Origin of the sequence: Streptomyces sp. AM6-12, assembly GCF_044327085.1 — a bacterium.
In the GTDB taxonomy this organism is placed as follows: Bacteria; Actinomycetota; Actinomycetes; order Streptomycetales; family Streptomycetaceae; genus Streptomyces.
Genome location: NZ_JBIQWN010000001.1, coordinates 1,503,438 through 1,519,421, shown reverse-complemented (window position 1 = coordinate 1,519,421; position 15,984 = coordinate 1,503,438). Strand labels below are relative to the sequence as shown.

Annotated in this window: 11 protein-coding genes; 4 read left to right on the top strand and 7 right to left on the bottom strand. The window is 72.5% G+C overall.

Features of this window, described 5'->3' with window-relative positions:
* Positions 1-280: 280 nt before the first annotated feature.
* The 4 genes from ACE4Q9_RS06820 to ACE4Q9_RS06805 form a co-directional block, all read right to left on the bottom strand.
* A complete protein-coding gene (locus tag ACE4Q9_RS06820) occupies positions 281-1,192 on the bottom strand; it encodes a patatin-like phospholipase family protein (protein ID WP_397983315.1) in 912 nt (303 codons plus the stop codon).
* A gap of 225 nt (positions 1,193-1,417) precedes the next feature.
* Entirely contained in the window at positions 1,418-2,209 is a 792-nt protein-coding gene (locus ACE4Q9_RS06815; RefSeq protein WP_397983314.1) for a S1 family peptidase, read from the bottom strand.
* A 209-nt stretch (positions 2,210-2,418) separates the two neighbouring features.
* Positions 2,419-5,250, bottom strand: coding sequence for an ATP-binding protein (locus ACE4Q9_RS06810; protein WP_397983313.1), 2,832 nt, complete (start codon positions 5,248-5,250; stop codon positions 2,419-2,421).
* A gap of 154 nt (positions 5,251-5,404) precedes the next feature.
* Positions 5,405-6,277: a LuxR C-terminal-related transcriptional regulator gene (locus ACE4Q9_RS06805; RefSeq protein WP_397983312.1), complete on the bottom strand. Its 873-nt coding sequence runs from the start codon at positions 6,275-6,277 to the stop codon at positions 5,405-5,407.
* A gap of 151 nt (positions 6,278-6,428) precedes the next feature.
* Between ACE4Q9_RS06805 and ACE4Q9_RS06800 the strand changes: the two genes are divergently transcribed.
* Together ACE4Q9_RS06800 and ACE4Q9_RS06795 are read left to right on the top strand one after the other, a co-directional pair.
* Complete coding sequence (locus tag ACE4Q9_RS06800; RefSeq protein WP_397983311.1) at positions 6,429-8,099, top strand: AMP-binding protein; 1,671 nt, start codon at positions 6,429-6,431, stop codon at positions 8,097-8,099.
* A complete protein-coding gene (locus ACE4Q9_RS06795; protein WP_397983310.1) occupies positions 8,096-9,709 on the top strand; it encodes an AMP-binding protein in 1,614 nt (537 codons plus the stop codon). Before ACE4Q9_RS06800 ends, ACE4Q9_RS06795 begins: the two co-directional genes overlap by 4 nt.
* Before the next feature lie 10 nt (positions 9,710-9,719).
* On the opposite strand, the gene ACE4Q9_RS06790 is transcribed toward ACE4Q9_RS06795, so the two are convergent.
* Positions 9,720-10,529 (bottom strand): hypothetical protein, encoded by an 810-nt coding sequence (locus ACE4Q9_RS06790; RefSeq protein ID WP_397983309.1) that lies wholly within the window; start codon positions 10,527-10,529, stop codon positions 9,720-9,722.
* 263 nt (positions 10,530-10,792) lie between these two features.
* Here ACE4Q9_RS06790 and gcl point away from each other — a divergent pair, with 263 nt between their 5' ends.
* A complete protein-coding gene (gene gcl / locus ACE4Q9_RS06785) occupies positions 10,793-12,571 on the top strand; it encodes a glyoxylate carboligase (protein ID WP_397987143.1) in 1,779 nt (592 codons plus the stop codon).
* Positions 12,572-12,630: 59 nt separating this feature from the next.
* On the opposite strand, the gene ACE4Q9_RS06780 is transcribed toward gcl, so the two are convergent.
* Positions 12,631-12,861 carry a hypothetical protein gene (locus ACE4Q9_RS06780; protein WP_397983308.1) on the bottom strand — a complete coding sequence of 77 codons (231 nt, stop codon included), beginning with the start codon at positions 12,859-12,861 and terminating at the stop codon, positions 12,631-12,633.
* A 72-nt stretch (positions 12,862-12,933) separates the two neighbouring features.
* On the opposite strand from ACE4Q9_RS06780, the gene ACE4Q9_RS06775 reads away from it, so the two are divergent.
* Complete coding sequence (locus tag ACE4Q9_RS06775; RefSeq protein WP_397983307.1) at positions 12,934-14,151, top strand: Shedu anti-phage system protein SduA domain-containing protein; 1,218 nt, start codon at positions 12,934-12,936, stop codon at positions 14,149-14,151.
* Between the two features lie 309 nt (positions 14,152-14,460).
* Here the strand turns inward: ACE4Q9_RS06775 and ACE4Q9_RS06770 are convergent, their stop codons facing one another.
* Positions 14,461-15,918, bottom strand: a complete 1,458-nt coding sequence (locus tag ACE4Q9_RS06770; RefSeq protein ID WP_397983306.1) for a catalase — start codon at positions 15,916-15,918, stop codon at positions 14,461-14,463.
* Positions 15,919-15,984: the final 66 nt, after the last annotated feature.

Here is a 15,984-nt window from a genome sequence, read left to right as displayed (position 1 = left end):
CGGCGCCCGACCCGCTCGCCGACACCGGCCACGCCCATCGCTGCCGGCGTCCGCACCGCAGTGCCGACCCCGCCCACCGCCGAGGAAGGCGCACGGCATTGCCGACGCTCTCACCGGCACCGGGCCCGCTCACCGGCTCCGGCGTCGTCCATGAGCGCCGGAGCCCGAACCGCCGTACCGACCGCGTACCCTGACACCGGCCCCGCTCACCGCCCGTCACGGCCGGGGCCTCCCACCCTCACCGCCCCTGACTCTCCCTGACCGTCCCCGCCGTTCCCCCTCACCCCCCAGCCGTGGACCGAACCCCTCCCCACGCCGTGCTGCCGCGGCTCTCCGCGGTGGGAGCCTGGCCATGCCGGTCCCGATCCAGCTTCAGTGCCCGTCCCTGGGCGCGGCCCGCCTGCGCGGCCGGGGTACGGGTCGCCGGGTCCAGGGGGTTGGGGCCGATCGCGGTGGCGGAGGCCTCGTCGGGGGCGATGACGAGGACCTCCGCGCCCCCCGCCCGCAGCGCGGCGATCGTCTCGTCCAGGGGGTGGTCGCTCGGCAGCGGCTCGGCGGGACCCAGCGGAACGAGGACCAGGACGCGGGTCGCGCCGGAGGCGAGGTCGGCGTTGGCGACCGAGCGGATCCCGCCGTCGATGTAGCGGCGCCCGGCGATCGTCACCGGGGGCCACACACCCGGCACCGCACAGCTGGCGGCGACCGCGTCGACCAGCGGGACGCCCGAGTCACGGTCGAAGACCCTCGTGCCGCCGGTCTCGGCGTCCACCGCGACGACCTTCAACTCCCGCTCGGGCCAGGCGTGGACGGGCAGCCGGGACTCGATCACCGCCCGCCGCTCCGGCTCGCCGACCGTCCGCGCGGCCAGCGCCAGCTCGCCGATCGCGCGCCGCAGGTCCGCCGTCGAGGCGGCCGTGGCCAGCGCGCCGCCCAGCTCCGCGGTGAACCTCTCGATGTCCAGGTCCGCCATGATCTCGCGCGCCTGCGCGGAAGGCTCCACCTGCCGCGCGTACAGTTCCTCCAGACCGAGTCCGCTGCCGAGTTGGGCCGCTACGGCCGCACCCGCGGAGGTGCCGACCAGCAGCCCGGCGTCCGTGACGTCCTGCCCGGCATCGGCGAGTCCCGCGAGCAGCCCGGTCATCCAGGCGATCCCGCCCACTCCGCCGCCGCCCAGCACCAACGCCTCGGTCATCTCTGCTCCTCCAGCGATCTCACCTTCGTCACCGGCGGCGCCGGTCACAGGGGGAACCTTTCCCTCCGCTCACCCTGTCCACGGGCGCGCCGCGGTAAAGCCCCGGCAGGGAAAGGTTCGGTGAGAGTCGCCGAGCATGTGGAGAGGGGGGCGCTGCGGGCTGCTCGTGGTCGCTCGCAACGCCCCCCTGGCCTTACCCGAGGGGTACTCGGGAGATCTTCCGGGTCACGAGTTCACCTGTGCGGTGACCTGGTCCGCGAAGGTGGCCAGCCGGGTGTAGACCCCCGGATAGCCCGCCTCCGCGCACCCCTCGCCCCAAGAAGTGATCCCTGCCAGGACGCCCCCGATGAGCAGGGGACCGCCGCTGTCGCCCTGGCAGGTGTCCACGCCGCCGGAGCTGTACCCGGCGCACACCATGTCGGACTGCACGTAGTCCGAACCGTAGGAGGAACGGCAGCTCGCGTCGGACACGATCGGTACGGTCGCGGTCCGCAGCTGGTTGGAGGAGCTGCCGTTCTCCGAAGTCGTGCCCCAGCCGAGGATCCGCGCCGTGGTACCGGCCGCGTACACCCCCGTCTGGGAGGAGGAGACGTACGACACCGGCTGGTACGGCATCGACGTCGACAGGGTCAGCACGGCCACGTCGTCGCCCTTGGTGGCGTCCGTGTAGTCCGGGTTCACCCAGATTTTGCTGACCTTGCTCACCGTGCCGTCGGTACCGTTCAGCTTGGTACGGCCGCCGACGACGCGGACGCTGCCGGTGGTCTCGCCGGCCATGCAGTGCGCGGCCGTCACCACCTTCGTGGCGGCCACCAGGGTGCCGCCGCAGAACTGACTGCCGGACGCGTCCGTGATCTGCATGACGAACGGGTACGCGGTGGTGGTGGTCGTCGTACCGCCGACAATGGGCTGGGGAGCTGCGCTCGCCGTGGGGGAGGCGAGCAGCGCGGTCGCCGCGGCGGCGGCGGTCGCCGTCAGGATCGCGGCGGTCCGTCTGGCACGTGTGGGCCCGAACATGAGTCTCCTCAGTGGGGTTGCACCGGTGGGGGGTTCGCACGGCTAGAGGGGTTGTGCACGGTGGTGGGGGGTGGGTCCGACCCCCTGTACCCGGGCGAGCGGTACGCCCATTACGCTAGGTCCGGAACCTTCGGCTCCCAATGAGGGAACCCCCTAGGGGGTCGGGTGAGGGAAAACCCTCGGTCCGGCTCAGTTAACCGCCGCCGCGCTCAGTGCGCGCGCCGACCTGCGGCCAATCGGACGATGTCGACCCGCGACCGGATCCCCAGCTTGCGGTACACCCGTGTGAGCGTGGCCTCGACCGTCTTGACGCTGATGAACAGCCGTGCGGCTATCTCCCGGTTGGTCGCGCCCTCCATGACCAGCGCCGCCACCTGACGCTCCATCGCGGCCAGCACGTCCAGCACATCGAGCGCGTCCAGCGGCGCGGTGGGCGCCGTCCGCGGCGGTTCCGCGGCGAGGATGGTGAGCGCCTCGTCCACCTGGCGCAGCCAGGGCAGCGCCCGGCAGCGGCGGAACAGCCGGGTCGCCTCGTCGTAGGCCGCGGGCCCGGGGCGCCGGCCGCGCAGCCGGGCCAGCGCGAACGCGGCCCGCGCCTCCTCCAGGCCGTAGCCCAGCTTGCCGAGCCGGTCCTGAGCCGACCTCAGCTGGGCGAGCGCCGCCTCGCCCGCGCCCCGTGCCGCCCGCACCAGGGCCTCGGAGCGGTCCAGGACGGCGAGGACGCTCTCCCGGCCGAGCCTGAGCGCGTGCTCCCGCGCGGTGTCGATGACGTCCTGCGCCTCGGCGGGTTCACCGATGCGGACCAGTGCCTCGGCGAGGTCGCCCTGCCAGCGGCCGCGGGCCGGGTCGGTGATGCCGAGGCCCAGCTCCAGGCTGCGCACCCGGCGCAGCGAGCGCACGGTGCCCGCCGGGTCCCCGGCCACCAACTGGGCGTACCCGAGCGCGCCCAGGGCCCGGGAGAGGTACATCTGGTCGCCGTCCCCCTCGGCGTGCTCCACCGCCTCGCGGGCGAGGGTGAGCGCCCGGTCCACGTCCCCGCCGGACGCCTCCGCGAGGGAGGTCAGCATGGCCGAGGCGGTCTCGCCGATCCCGGAGTCGCGGGCCAGCTTGAGGCTCTCGCGGGCCAGGTCCAGGGCGCGCCCGCAGTGCCCGGCGCGCAGCTCGGTCTCGGCGAGACCGCGCAGGAAGTGCACCTCGCTCTCCACCGAGCCGCGCCGCCGCACCTCGCGCAGCAGTCCGGTGACGGTGGCCCGCGCCTCCGCCAGCTGGTCGCCCATGACCAGCCAGCGGAACCGGGCGCTGCCCGCCCCGTTGTGATGCCAGGCCACCCGCGGGTCCTGGGGTTCGCGCAGGGCCCGTTTGATGGTGCGGGGTGCCTCCGGATGGCCCATCAGGGTCTCGGTCTGCGCCTGGAAGGCGAGGGCGAGCAGTTCGGTGCGCCGGTCCTTGGCGTGTGCGGCCAGCTCGGCGGCGTGCGCGGCGGCGTCGCGGGCCGCGGTGAAGTCGCCCTCCACGATCAGCGCCCGCCAGCCCAGCTGGTAGTGGACCAGGGCGAGCAGCCGCGGGTCGTCGCCGGCGTCCGCGAGGGCCTGCGGAAAGAGGGCGTCGACCTCGGCCATGGTGTGGCCCGCGGTGTCGATGACGATGATCCAGGCGCGTACCCGTTCGGCGGGCACGCTCGCCCGGCTCAGCACCTCCCGCGCGATGTCCCGCGCGAGGTCCACCTCGCCCGCGGTGATGGCGTCCTCCGCGGCCGCGAGCCGGCGCTCCTCCGGGCCGGGCACGCCGTCCGCCGGGGTGTGCCGGGCGGCCAGCAGCCCCAGCTGGGCGGCGACCGAGGGCGCGCCGCGGTCCCGTGCGAGGGCGGCGGCCTCGGCGAGCCGGGCGGCCACCTCCGGGTCGGCGCCGGTGGTGGCGAGGGCGAGGTGCCGGGCCCGCTCGATGGGGTCGGAGGCGGCGGTGGACAGCGCCGCGTGCGCGGCCCGCCGCTCCTGTGCGGGCGCCTCCGCGTACAGCGCGGCGGAGATCAGGGGGTGCGCGAAGCGTACGGCGGGGGCGTCCGACTCCGTTGCCAGCAGCCCGAGTTCGGCGGCCTGGGCGCACTCCGCCTCGGCGTTCTCACGGCCGGCCGCGTGCAGCAGCGCCGGGGTGGGGCGGGCGCCGGCACTGGCCACCAGCAGGGTGCGGCGGGCCTCCACGGACAGCATGTCCAGGCGGCTGAGCACCAGGGCGCGCAGCGAGGTGGGCACCGGCAGCGGCTCGCCGGGCCGGGGCGGGGTGGGGCTCTCGGCGAGGGCGCGGCCGAGTTCCAGCGCGAACAGCGGGTTGCCGCCGCTGGTGCGGTGCACCTCGCGGACCGTGGAGCGGGGCAGCCCGCCGTGGCCGCGGTGGCCGAGCAGCTCGGCGATCCGGGCGTGCGAGAGCGGCCCGATGCGTACGGCGAGGGTGTCCGGCGGGCAGGACCGCAGATGCCGGTCGTATTCCTGGCTGTCCTGGCCCTCCGTCCGTACCGCGCACAGGAGTTGGACCGGGGTGCCGCCGAGCCGGCGGGCGGCGAAGCCGAGCAGTTCGGCGCTGGCCGGATCCAGCCACTGGAGGTCGTCGGCGACGATCAGGACCGGGCCGCGGGCGGCGAGCGCGCGCAGCGCGGACAGCACCGCGAGGCGCAGGGCGAGGCCGTCGCGCTGGAGGCTGGACTCGCCGCGGCCGGTGAGCGCCGATTCCAGGGCGGTGCGCTGGGCGGCGGGCAGCTGCGGGCAGACGTCGTCGAGGACCAGTCCGAGGAGGTCGGCGAGGGCGAGGAAGGGGAGGTGGGATTCGGACTCGGTCGCCGAGCAGCGCAGGACGATGTGCGCGCTGGCGGCGTATTCCTCGGCCAATGCCCGCAGGATGGTCGATTTCCCTATTCCGGCCGGTCCGTGGAGCAGCACACTGCCGCCGGAGGCGAGGTGGGCACGGGCGGCGGCGCACAGTTCCTCGCGGCCGATGACCAGGTCCGAGCGGCATCGGGCAGACTCCTGGAAGTCCCGTCGCACGTTCACCGCTCCCCTCGTATGTCGTGTCCGGACCAAATTCTAGGCAACGATCCTTGAAATTCGGACGGAAGCCGTGGTGAGGGAAATAACAAACGGTCAAGCATGAGGAAATTCAAAGCATCCGCGCATGAATGGGAACGTTTCCTTCCCGTCTCGGGGGCTACGGCAACAACCCGGCCCTGCGTGCCGCGGTCACCGCCTCCCCCCGTGTGTGTGCGCCCAACTTCCGCATTGCGGAACGGAGATAGCCCTTGACCGTCTCCGGGCGCAGCCCCAGCCGCTCGGCCACCGCGGCGTTGGTCGCACCCGCCGCCACCCAGGACAGCACGTCCAGTTCGCGCGGCGCCAGAGCGGGGCCGCCGGCCGGGCGCGGTGCCGTCAGCAGCCCGCAGGCGGCCAGCAGATCGGCGCGCAGCACCGGGTCGGTGATCCGGGGCGCGAGCGCCCGAAGCGCCGCGTGCGCCTCCCGCACCTGCTCCCAGGCCCCCGGCCCGCCGTACGGCTGCGCCCCCGCCCCGCCGTACGCCCGCGCCCCCGCGCCCCCGAGCGGGCCCCGGCCGGCCGCGCGCAGCAACTCCCGCGCCTCGTCCCGCAGCACCAGCGTCTGCTCCAGGTCCCGCGCCACCGCCACCGCCGCGCCGAGCGCCCGGTCGCCGAGCGGCTGGGCCGAGCGCAGCGCGCCGTAGAGCACCCCGCGCACCCGGCGCCGTACCACCACCGGCACCGCGAGCACCGAGCGGATGCCCTCCGCGGCCACCGGGACGTCGTACTCGTGGCTGATCTGCCGGGAGCTGGAGTAGTCGGTCACCGCGCACGGCCGGGCCAGTGCCACCGCCTTGCCGCCGAGACCGCTGCCCGAACTCACCGCGAGCGAGCGCAGCGCGGCCGTCGCCGTGCCGCTCAGCTCGCTGATGCGCACCTGCGGCCGGCCGGACTCCACCAGCCCGCCGAAGGCGACCGGCAGCCCCGTCGCGCGCCGCAGCCGGAGCAGCGCACCGCGGATCTCCACCACCGTCACGGCCTCTGCTGTCACCTCATCGCTCCTTCGGTGCGGCTGATGTGCGGACCACACCCCCGTGCCCGCGGGGCCCACACCCCCGTTCGGGGGTAGTGAGACCTGCATCACGGATTAGACGATGCCGGGGAGCCGCCCGGCAATGGTCGGGAACATAGGAGGACGACGGATGACGACGGCGACCGATGCCTTCAGGAACGCACGGGACTTCCTGCTGGCACACCGCGAGGACTATGCCACCGCCTACGACGGGTTCGCGTGGCCCCGGCCGGAGCACTTCAACTGGGCCCTGGACTGGTTCGACGTGATCGCCGCCGGCAACGACCGCACCGCGCTGCACATCGTGGAGGAGGACGGCGGCGAGACCAGGCTGTCCTTCGCCGAGCTGTCCGAGCGCTCCGACCGGATCGCGAACTGGCTGCGCGCGCGGGGCGTCGCCGCCGAGGACCGCGTCCTGGTCATGCTCGGCAACCAGGCCGAGCTGTGGGAGGTCATGCTGGCCGCGATGAAGCTGCGCGCGGTCGTCATCCCGGCCACCCCGCTGCTCGGCCCCGCCGACCTGCGCGACCGGGTCGGGCGCGGCCGGGTCAGGCATGTGCTGGTGCGGTCCGGGGACGCGCCCAAGTTCGCCGAGGTGCCCGGTTCCTACACCCGGATCGCGGTCGGCGGCGCGCCTGAGGGCTGGCTGCCGTACGAGGACGCGTACGACGCCCCCGCCGGGTTCACGGCCGACGGGCCCACCCGCTCCGACGACCCGCTGATGCTCTACTTCACCTCGGGCACCACCGCCCGCCCCAAGCTGGTCGAGCACACCCATGTCTCCTACCCCATCGGCCACTTGGCCACCATGTACTGGGTCGGCCTGAAGCCCGGCGACGTCCATCTGAACATCTCCTCGCCCGGCTGGGCCAAGCACGCCTGGTCCAACCTGTTCGCCCCGTGGAACGCCGAGGCCACCGTCTTCATCTTCAACTACACCCGGTTCGACGCGGGCCGGCTGATGGCCGAGATGGACCGCGCCCACGTCACCACCTTCTGCGCCCCGCCGACCGTGTGGCGCATGCTCATCCAATCCGACCTCGGCCAACTGCGCACCCCGCCGCGCGAGGTGGTGGCCGCGGGCGAGCCGCTCAACCCCGAGGTCATCGAACAGGTGCGACGAGCCTGGGGGTTGACCGTCCGGGACGGCTTCGGGCAGACCGAGACCGCCGTCCAGGTCTCCAACCCGCCGGGCCAGCCGCTGAAGACCGGCTCCATGGGCCGCCCCAGCCCCGGCTACCGGGTGGAGCTGCTCGACCCGGTCACCGGCGCGCCCGGCGCCACCGAGGGCGAGATCGCGCTGGACCTCGCCGACGTGCCCATCGGCCTGATGGCCGGCTACCACGGCGACCCGGACCGCACCGCCGAGGCCATGGCGGGCGGCTACTACCGCACCGGCGACATCGCGGCCCGCGACGAGGACGGCTACCTGACCTACATCGGCCGCGCCGACGACGTCTTCAAGGCCTCCGACTACAAGATCAGCCCCTTCGAGCTGGAGAGCGCGCTGCTGGAGCACGAGGCGGTGGCCGAGGCCGCCGTGGTGCCCGCCCCGGACGAGCTGCGGCTCGCGGTGCCCAAGGCGTACATCGTGCTCGCCGAGGGCTACACGCCCGGCCCCGACATCGCCAAGGTCATCTTCGAGCACTCCCGCCAGGTGCTCGCCCCCTACAAGCGCGTCCGCCGACTGGAGTTCGGCGCGCTGCCCAAGACCGTCTCCGGCAAGATCCGCCGCATCGAACTGCGCGAGGCGACCGCGCAGGGCTCGGCGGACGAGTACCGCGAGGAGGACTTCCGGTGAGCGCCCCCGAGCCGTCGTACGCCCACGGCACCGGCACCACCGCGCTGCTCGGCGACACCATCGGCGCCAACCTCGCCCGCACGGCGCGGACCTGGCCGGATCGCGAGGCCCTGGTCGACGTGCCGGCCGGGCGCCGCTGGACGTACGCCGCCTTCGACGCCGACGTGGACCGGCTCGCCTGCGCCCTGCTGGCGAGCGGCATCGCCAAGGGCGACCGGGTGGGCATCTGGGCGGTCAACCGCGCCGAGTGGGTGCTCGTGCAGTACGCCACCGCCCGCGCCGGCGCCATCCTGGTCAACATCAACCCGGCCTACCGCACCCACGAGGTGGGCTTCGTCCTGCGGCAGGCGGGCGTCCGGCTGCTGTTCGCCTCCCTCAGCCACAAGAGCAGCGACTACCGCGCCATGGTCGAGGAGGTCCGCGGCGGCTGCCCGGAGCTGCGCGAGGTCGTCTACCTCGGGGACCCCGGCTGGGCGGAGTTCACCGCGCGCGGCGTCGTCGGCGACCGGTCTGAACTGGCAGCGCGGGAAGCGGAGTTGTCCTGCGACGACCCGGTCAACATCCAGTACACCTCGGGCACCACCGGCTTCCCCAAGGGGGCCACTCTCTCCCACCACAACATCCTCAACAACGGTTACTTCGTAGGAGAGTTGGTCAAGTACACCGAGCAGGACCGCATTTGCGTCCCGGTTCCCTTCTACCACTGTTTCGGCATGGTGATGGCCAATCTGGCGGCCACCTCGCACGGCGCCTGCCTGGTGATCCCGGCCCCGTCCTTCGAACCGGGGGCCGGCCTGGAGGCGGTGCAGCGGGAGCGGTGCACCTCCCTGTACGGCGTCCCGACCATGTTCATCGCGGAGCTGAACCTCCCGGACTTCGCGTCGTACGACCTGTCCACCCTGCGCACCGGCATCATGGCGGGCTCGCCCTGCCCGGTGGAGGTGATGAAGCGGGTCGTCGCCGAGATGCACATGGCCGAGGTCGCCATCTGCTACGGCATGACCGAGACCTCGCCGGTGTCCCTCCAGACCCGCACCGACGATGACCTGGAGCACCGCACCGCCACCGTCGGCCGCGTCCTGCCCCACCTGGAGGTCAAGGTCGTCGACCCGGCCACCGGCGTCACGCAACCCCGGGGCACGGCAGGCGAGTTGTGCACCCGCGGCTACAGCGTGATGCTCGGCTACTGGGACGAGCCGGAGAAGACCGCCGAGGTCGTCGACGCGGGCCGCTGGATGCACACCGGGGACCTCGCGGTGATGCGCGCGGACGGGTACGTGGAGATCGTCGGCCGCATCAAGGACATGATCATCCGGGGCGGCGAGAACATCTACCCGCGCGAGATCGAGGAGTTCCTCTACGCCCACCCGAAGATCAGGGACGTACAGGTCGTCGGGGTGCCGGACGAGAAGTACGACGAGGAGGTGCTGGCCTGCGTGATCCCGCACGACGCGGGCGACCCGCCGACGCTGGAGGAACTGCGCGCCTTCTGCCGGGGGCGGCTCGCGCACTACAAGGTGCCGAGCAGGCTGAGCGTCCTCGACGCCTTCCCGATGACGGTGTCCGGGAAGGTCCGCAAGATCGAGCTGCGGGAGCGGTACCGGGACTGAGCCCCCCGCGTCAGCCCCGCCGTGCGCGGCGCCCCGTCTCCGGGGCGCCGTCGGCGTCCAGGGCGTCGGCGGGGTCGTTCACCGGCCGCGGGACGCCCGCGAGGTCCAGCACGAACAGCGGTACGCCCAGGGAGTTCGCGCAGGCGCGGGCGGCGTCGGTGTATCCGGCGAGGGAGAAGTAGACGCAGTCGGCGGACTCCGTCATCGCGGTCAGCCACAGGCACTCCACATCGCGGGGCGCGGCGGGCCGTACCGCCGGGTCCACCTGGGCGAGCAGCCCGCGGGCCGCGAGCCCGATGCCGCGCGCCGGACGCTGGTCGGCGCGACGGATGTCCCCGTACCCGAGCCAGCGCAGATACAGCGCGGTCGCGGTGACGGCGTCGCGTGCGGTGCGGACGGCGTGCGGCCGGAAGGCGCGGCGGGGCGGGGTCGGCCCGGCGGACTCGGGCCGGACGGGCTCGGTCCCGACGGGCTGGGGCCGGGCGGGCTCGGGCCGGACGGCGCGGGGGCCGGCCTGTGCGGGGGGCGGCTCGGTCGGGGCCCCCGCCTGCTCCGGGTCCGTCTCCACCACCGGGATGCGCAGCACCGTGCCGCACGGGCAGCCCAGTTCCGGGCGCGGCCAGTGGTTGAGCCGCCCGCAGACGGCGCACATGGCGCCGATCCACTCCTCGTCCCAGGACCGCTGTCCGGCCACGGCCGGGGCGGTGAGACGGTCAGGCCGCAGGGTGGCCGGGGCTCCGCAGGCGCAGGGATACACCGGGGCGGTGTAGACATGCTCGCGCCGACAGGCCGGACAGCGCACCGGCACGCTCTCGGGCATGGCCCACTCACTCTCGCACGACACCTCGGGACAGCGCACCCATGGTGCTCCCGCCGTACCGCGTCTGTCCGGCGTTCCCGCGCCACTTGCCGGTGTCTTTGTCTCTCTTGACGAGGTCAACACCCACCTCTACATTGCTTCCAGATAGTAGAAAGCAAATTCCATAATGCGGAATTTGATGGGACCTCTGGAGACTGTGCTCACCGCGGGGCGCGACGGGAGTACCGCATCCGACACCGAGGCAGGAGTACTCGATGGCTCGTATGACCGCTGCTCGCGCGGCAGTTGAGATCCTCAAGCTCGAGGGCGTCACCGACGCCTTCGGTGTGCCGGGCGCCGCGATCAACCCGTTCTACAAGGCCCTCAAGGAGGGCGGCGGCATCCAGCACACCCTCGCCCGCCATGTCGAGGGCGCCTCGCACATGGCCGAGGGCTACACCCGTGCGCGGCCGGGCAACATCGGCGTGTGCATCGGCACCTCCGGACCGGCCGGCACCGACATGATCACCGGCCTGTACTCGGCGACCGGCGACTCGATCCCGATCCTGTGCATCACCGGGCAGGCGCCCACGCACGTGATCCACAAGGAGGACTTCCAGGCCGTCGACATCGCCGCGATCGCGAGCCCGGTGACCAAGATGGCGGTGACCGTGCTGGAGGCGGCCCAGGTCCCCGGCGTCTTCCAGCAGGCGTTCCACCTGATGCGCTCCGGCCGGCCCGGCCCGGTGCTGATCGACCTGCCGATCGACGTCCAACTCACGGAGATCGAGTTCGACCCGGAGACGTACGAACCGCTGCCGGTGTACAAGCCCGCCGCGACCCGTGCGCAGATCGAGAAGGCGATGTCGTACCTTCTCGCGGCCGATCGGCCGGTGCTGGTGGCGGGCGGCGGCGTCATCGGCGCGGACGCGTGCGAACTGCTCACCGAGTTCGCCGAGCTGACCGGCACCCCCGTCATCCCGACCCTGATGGGCTGGGGCGCGCTGCCCGACGACCACGAGCTGAACGCGGGCATGGTCGGCGTGCAGACCGCGCACCGCTACGGCAACGCCACGTTCCTGGAGTCCGACTTCGTCCTCGGCATCGGCAACCGGTGGGCCAACCGCCACACCGGCTACAAGCTGGACGTCTACCGCGCGGGCCGCACCTTCGTGCACGTGGACATCGAGCCCACGCAGATCGGCCGGATCTTCCCGCCGGACTACGGGGTGGTGTCCGACGCGCGGGCGGCGCTGGAGCTGTTCGTCGAGGTGGCGCGGGAACTGAAGGCCGCGGGCCGGCTCCCCGACCGCGGCGAGTGGATCTCCTCCTGCCAGGAGCGCAAGGCCACGCTGCTGCGCCGTACGCACTTCGACGACGTGCCGATGAAGCCGCAGCGGGTGTACGAGGAGATGAACCGGGCCTTCGGTCCGGAGACGAGGTACGTCACCACGATCGGCCTCTCCCAGATCGCCGGCGCGCAGATGCTGCACGTCTACAAGCCCCGGCACTGGATCAACTGCGGCCAGGCGGGGCCGCTCGGCTGGACGATCCCGGCCGCGATCGGCGTGGCCAAGGCCGACCCGGAGGCGGCGGTGGTCGCGCTGTCCGGCGACTACGACTTCCAGTTCCTGATCGAGGAACTGGCGGCCGCCGCCCAGCACCGGATCCCGTACGTGCACGTCCTGGTCAACAACGCCTACCTGGGCCTGATCCGCCAGGCGCAGCTCGGCCTGGACATCGACTTCCAGGTCAATCTGGAGTTCGAGAACATCAACACGCCCGAGATCGGCGTGTACGGCGTGGACCACGTCAAGGTCGCCGAGGGCCTGGGCTGCAAGGCCCTGCGGGTGACCGAGCCGGACCAGCTCGGCCCCGCCTTCGAGGAGGCGAAGAAGCTGGCGGCGCGGTACCGGGTGCCGGTCGTGGTGGAGGCGATCCTGGAGCGGGTCACGAACATCTCGATGAGCCGCACGATGGACATCAGCGACGTCACCGAGTTCGAACCCCTCGCCACGGAGCCGTCCCACGCGCCGACGGCGATCGGCGCGCTGAACCGCTGACGCCGCGCGGCACACGCAAGGGGCGGCCCGTACGGGCCGCCCCTTTCTCGTGTCCGCCCCTACACCTCGTGCTCCGAAAGCCCCGGCCAGTCCTCGGGCCCGCCCCCCTGCCACTCGATGAGGTCGTCCTCCTCCACCTCGACCCGGTCCAGATCGGCCAGCCGCAAGATCTCCACCACATCGTCCAGATGCGACGCCAGCCCCAGCGTCACCTCCCCTTCGGTGACCCGCCGGGACCCGTCGAGGGCGGGCGCGTGCACGACGATGTGCGGATGCCCCGAATTACTCATACCGCCAGCGTGCCCCGCCTGCGGCATTCCCGCACGCCGGGCTTGTCAGACCCCGCGGGCAGACTGGCGCGCATGGCGACACGCAGCGACATGGCTCTGGAGATGCAGCTCGGCGCGGTGGAGGAGGAGACGTCCGAGGAAGCGGTGCGGTCGGCACTGACCGCCGCCCTCACCCATATGCACAGCGGGAGCAACGGCAGGCGCAGAGGGGGAAAGGCACTCGTAGAGCACGTGGAGGCCGCGCGCGGCGCGGCGGCGGGCGCGGGGGAGTGGCACGTCGTACGGCTGTTGCAGGACTCCTTGGACTATGCGGAGGGCCGGATCAACCAGCTTGATTTCAAGGAGCGGTACCGCATCTTCCAGGACGGGGCGCGCAAGGAGCTGCACCGTGACTTCGTCGCGTCCTCCCTGCGCGCCATGCACGAATGGCTGATCGCGGCGAGCGAGGCGTACTTGCGGGACCACCCCGGCGCGAGCGCGCAGGACGTGCTCACCCACTTCAAGACCCAAGGCGCCGACACAAGCTTCCTCCAAGCCCCCGACGACCGACCGGGGCGCTATGTCATCCCGCGCGGCCGAGCGGAAATCTCCCTCTGGCTGGAGCGCCTGTTGCGCAGTGACCGGATCGACATCGAGAATCCCGCGACGGAGGCCCGTCGGATCGCCACCTCGCCGGAGACGCTCGCGCTGCTCGCCGCCGACCACGACGGCCGGCTGCTCCTCCAGGCCGCCGAACTCCAGCGCCGTACCGCCGGCCTCCAGGCCCTGCGGGCCGTCGTGGACGACACCGACGCCACGGAAGCGGACCTTCAGCGTGCCCTGCGAGGCAATCACTGGATCTTCGGCGGCCGGTACGTCGGTGAGACCGCCCGGCGGCGACTGGTGCCCGGCGACGAGGTGGACATCCCGCTGATACGGGCGGACGGCGCCCTGCACATCGTGGAGCTGAAGCGGGCCATGGGGCTCAGGAGGCCCCTGATCAGACGGCACCGCAACGCATGGGTGCCGGCCGACGCCGTGCATGAGGCCGTCGGACAGGCGGTCAACTATCTCGTCGGGTTGGACGAGAACCGGGCGCGTATCCGCGAGGAGTTCGGCATCGAGACCCGCCGGGCCGGCGCCCTTGTGCTCGTCGGCCACCCCGCCCTGCACTCCGATGTGCCGGAGGAGGAGGTCGGGGAGACGCTGCGGACGTTCAACGCGCACGTCACCCGCGTGGAAGTCCTCACCTACAAGGAGCTTCTCGACAATGCCGAACGCTCCCTCGCCGGAGATGTCGGGCCGGCGTAGGGAGCGTTCTGTTGGTGCCGTCCGGCGGCGCGGCGCTGGGCGCGACAGGTCGGTCGCGCCGCCGGACGGGGTAGGGGGTGGGTGGGGACCGCGGGGGTGTGACGGAGGCGGGGGCCCTTCACTCTGGTCGAGAAGGGACCCGGCTCCTTGACCACCGCACTGGCTCGCACGCCGCCGCGGTCCTCGCCCTGCCCGCGCCGCGCCGGACGGCCACCCCTCAATCCGGGCCGTCCGTGCGGCGCGGGCCGCGTGCGCGGGCATGACCTCCCGTCAGGCCCCGCACGCCGCCTTGCCGATCGATCGGAGCGCTCAGTCCTCGCGCAGTGCCTCGACCGCTTCCCGCACCCGCTTGCCGTACCCCGGATCGGCCGCCTGGAAGTGCGCGAGGTTCTTCTCGATCACATCGTCGCGGGAGACCTGCGCGAGGCCCCCGGCGATGTTCGCGACCAGACGCCGCTTCTCCTCCTCGGACATCAGCCGGTACAGCTCGCCCGCCTGGTAGAAGTCGTCGTCCTTGGTGTGCAGCGGCGCGGCATGGGCGCCGGTGTGCCCGGACACGGGCAGCGGCGCCGCGAGCGGGCGACCCGTCTCCACGGGGCCGTCGTAGGAGTTCGGCTCGTAGTTCTTGGCGTACCGGCCCTGGGAGTTGACCGCCATGAGACCGTCGCGCCCGTAGTTCTCCGCGGTCGTGGCGCGCGGCGCGTTCACGGCGAGCTGGGTGTGGTTGACGCCCAGGCGGTACCGGTGGGCGTCCGCGTACGCGAACAGCCGGCCCTGGAGCATCTTGTCCGGCGAGGGACCGATGCCCGGCACGAAGTTGTTCGGCGAGAACGCGGCCTGCTCGACCTCGGCGAACACGTTGTCCGGGTTGCGGTCCAGAACCAGCCGGCCCACCCGCTGGAGCGGGTAGTCCCGGTGCGGCCACACCTTCGTCAGGTCGAATGGGTTGAAGCGGTACTCCGCCGCCTCCGCCGCCGGCATGATCTGCACGTACAGCGTCCACGACGGGTGGATGCCCCGCTCGATCGCCTGGAGCAGGTCCGTCTGGTGCGAGTTGGGGTCCTTGCCCGCCAGCTCCTGCGCCTGCTCGGTGGACAGGCAGCGGATGCCCTGGTTCGTCTTGAAGTGGTACTTGACGAAGAAGCCCTCGCCCGCCGCGTTCGTCCACTGGTAGGTGTGCGAGCCGTACCCGTTCATGTGCCGGTACGACGCGGGGATGCCGCGGTCGCCCATCAGCCAGGTCACCTGGTGCGTGGCCTCGGGGGCGTGCGCCCAGAAGTCCCAGACGTTGTCCGGCTCCTGCTTGCCGGTGAACGGGTCGCGCTTCTGCGAGTGGATGAAGTCGGGGAACTTCAGCGGGTCCTTGATGAAGAACACCGGGGTGTTGTTGCCGACGAGGTCGTAATTGCCCTCCTCGGTGTAGAACTTGAGCGCGAACCCGCGCGGGTCGCGCACCGCGTCGGCGCCGCCGAGGTTGTCCGCGACCGTGGAGAACCGCGCGAACACCTCGGTGCGCCGGCCGACCTCGCCGAGGAAGTGGGCGTGGGTGTACCCGGTGACGTCGTCGGTCACCTCGAAGTGGCCGTACGCGCCGGAGCCGCGGGCGTGCACCACCCGCTCCGGGATCCGCTCGCGATTGAAGCGCGCGAGCTTCTCCAGGAGGTGCTGGTCCTGGAGCAGGAGCGGGCCACCGACGCCGGCGGTGGCGGAGTTCTGGTTGTCGGCGACCGGGGCGCCGGACTCTGTCGTGAGCACGCGCTGCGACATCGTGGACCTTCCATGCGGGTGGCAGCGGAAATCGTCTTCCGCTTTGTGGAGCCTAGAAGTCTGCGT

Excerpts from the sequence above, each read along its gene's own strand:
- ACE4Q9_RS06800 (WP_397983311.1), top strand. The coding sequence starts at position 6,429 with ATGACGACGGCGACCGATGCCTTCAGGAACGCACGGGACTTCCTGCTG.
- ACE4Q9_RS06780 (WP_397983308.1), bottom strand. The coding sequence starts at position 12,861 with ATGAGTAATTCGGGGCATCCGCACATCGTCGTGCACGCGCCCGCCCTC.
- ACE4Q9_RS06775 (WP_397983307.1), top strand. The coding sequence starts at position 12,934 with ATGGCGACACGCAGCGACATGGCTCTGGAGATGCAGCTCGGCGCGGTG.
- gcl (WP_397987143.1), top strand. The coding sequence starts at position 10,793 with ATGACCGCTGCTCGCGCGGCAGTTGAGATCCTCAAGCTCGAGGGCGTC.
- ACE4Q9_RS06790 (WP_397983309.1), bottom strand. The coding sequence starts at position 10,529 with ATGCCCGAGAGCGTGCCGGTGCGCTGTCCGGCCTGTCGGCGCGAGCAT.
- ACE4Q9_RS06820 (WP_397983315.1), bottom strand. The coding sequence starts at position 1,192 with ATGACCGAGGCGTTGGTGCTGGGCGGCGGCGGAGTGGGCGGGATCGCC.
- ACE4Q9_RS06815 (WP_397983314.1), bottom strand. The coding sequence starts at position 2,209 with ATGTTCGGGCCCACACGTGCCAGACGGACCGCCGCGATCCTGACGGCG.
- ACE4Q9_RS06770 (WP_397983306.1), bottom strand. The coding sequence starts at position 15,918 with ATGTCGCAGCGCGTGCTCACGACAGAGTCCGGCGCCCCGGTCGCCGAC.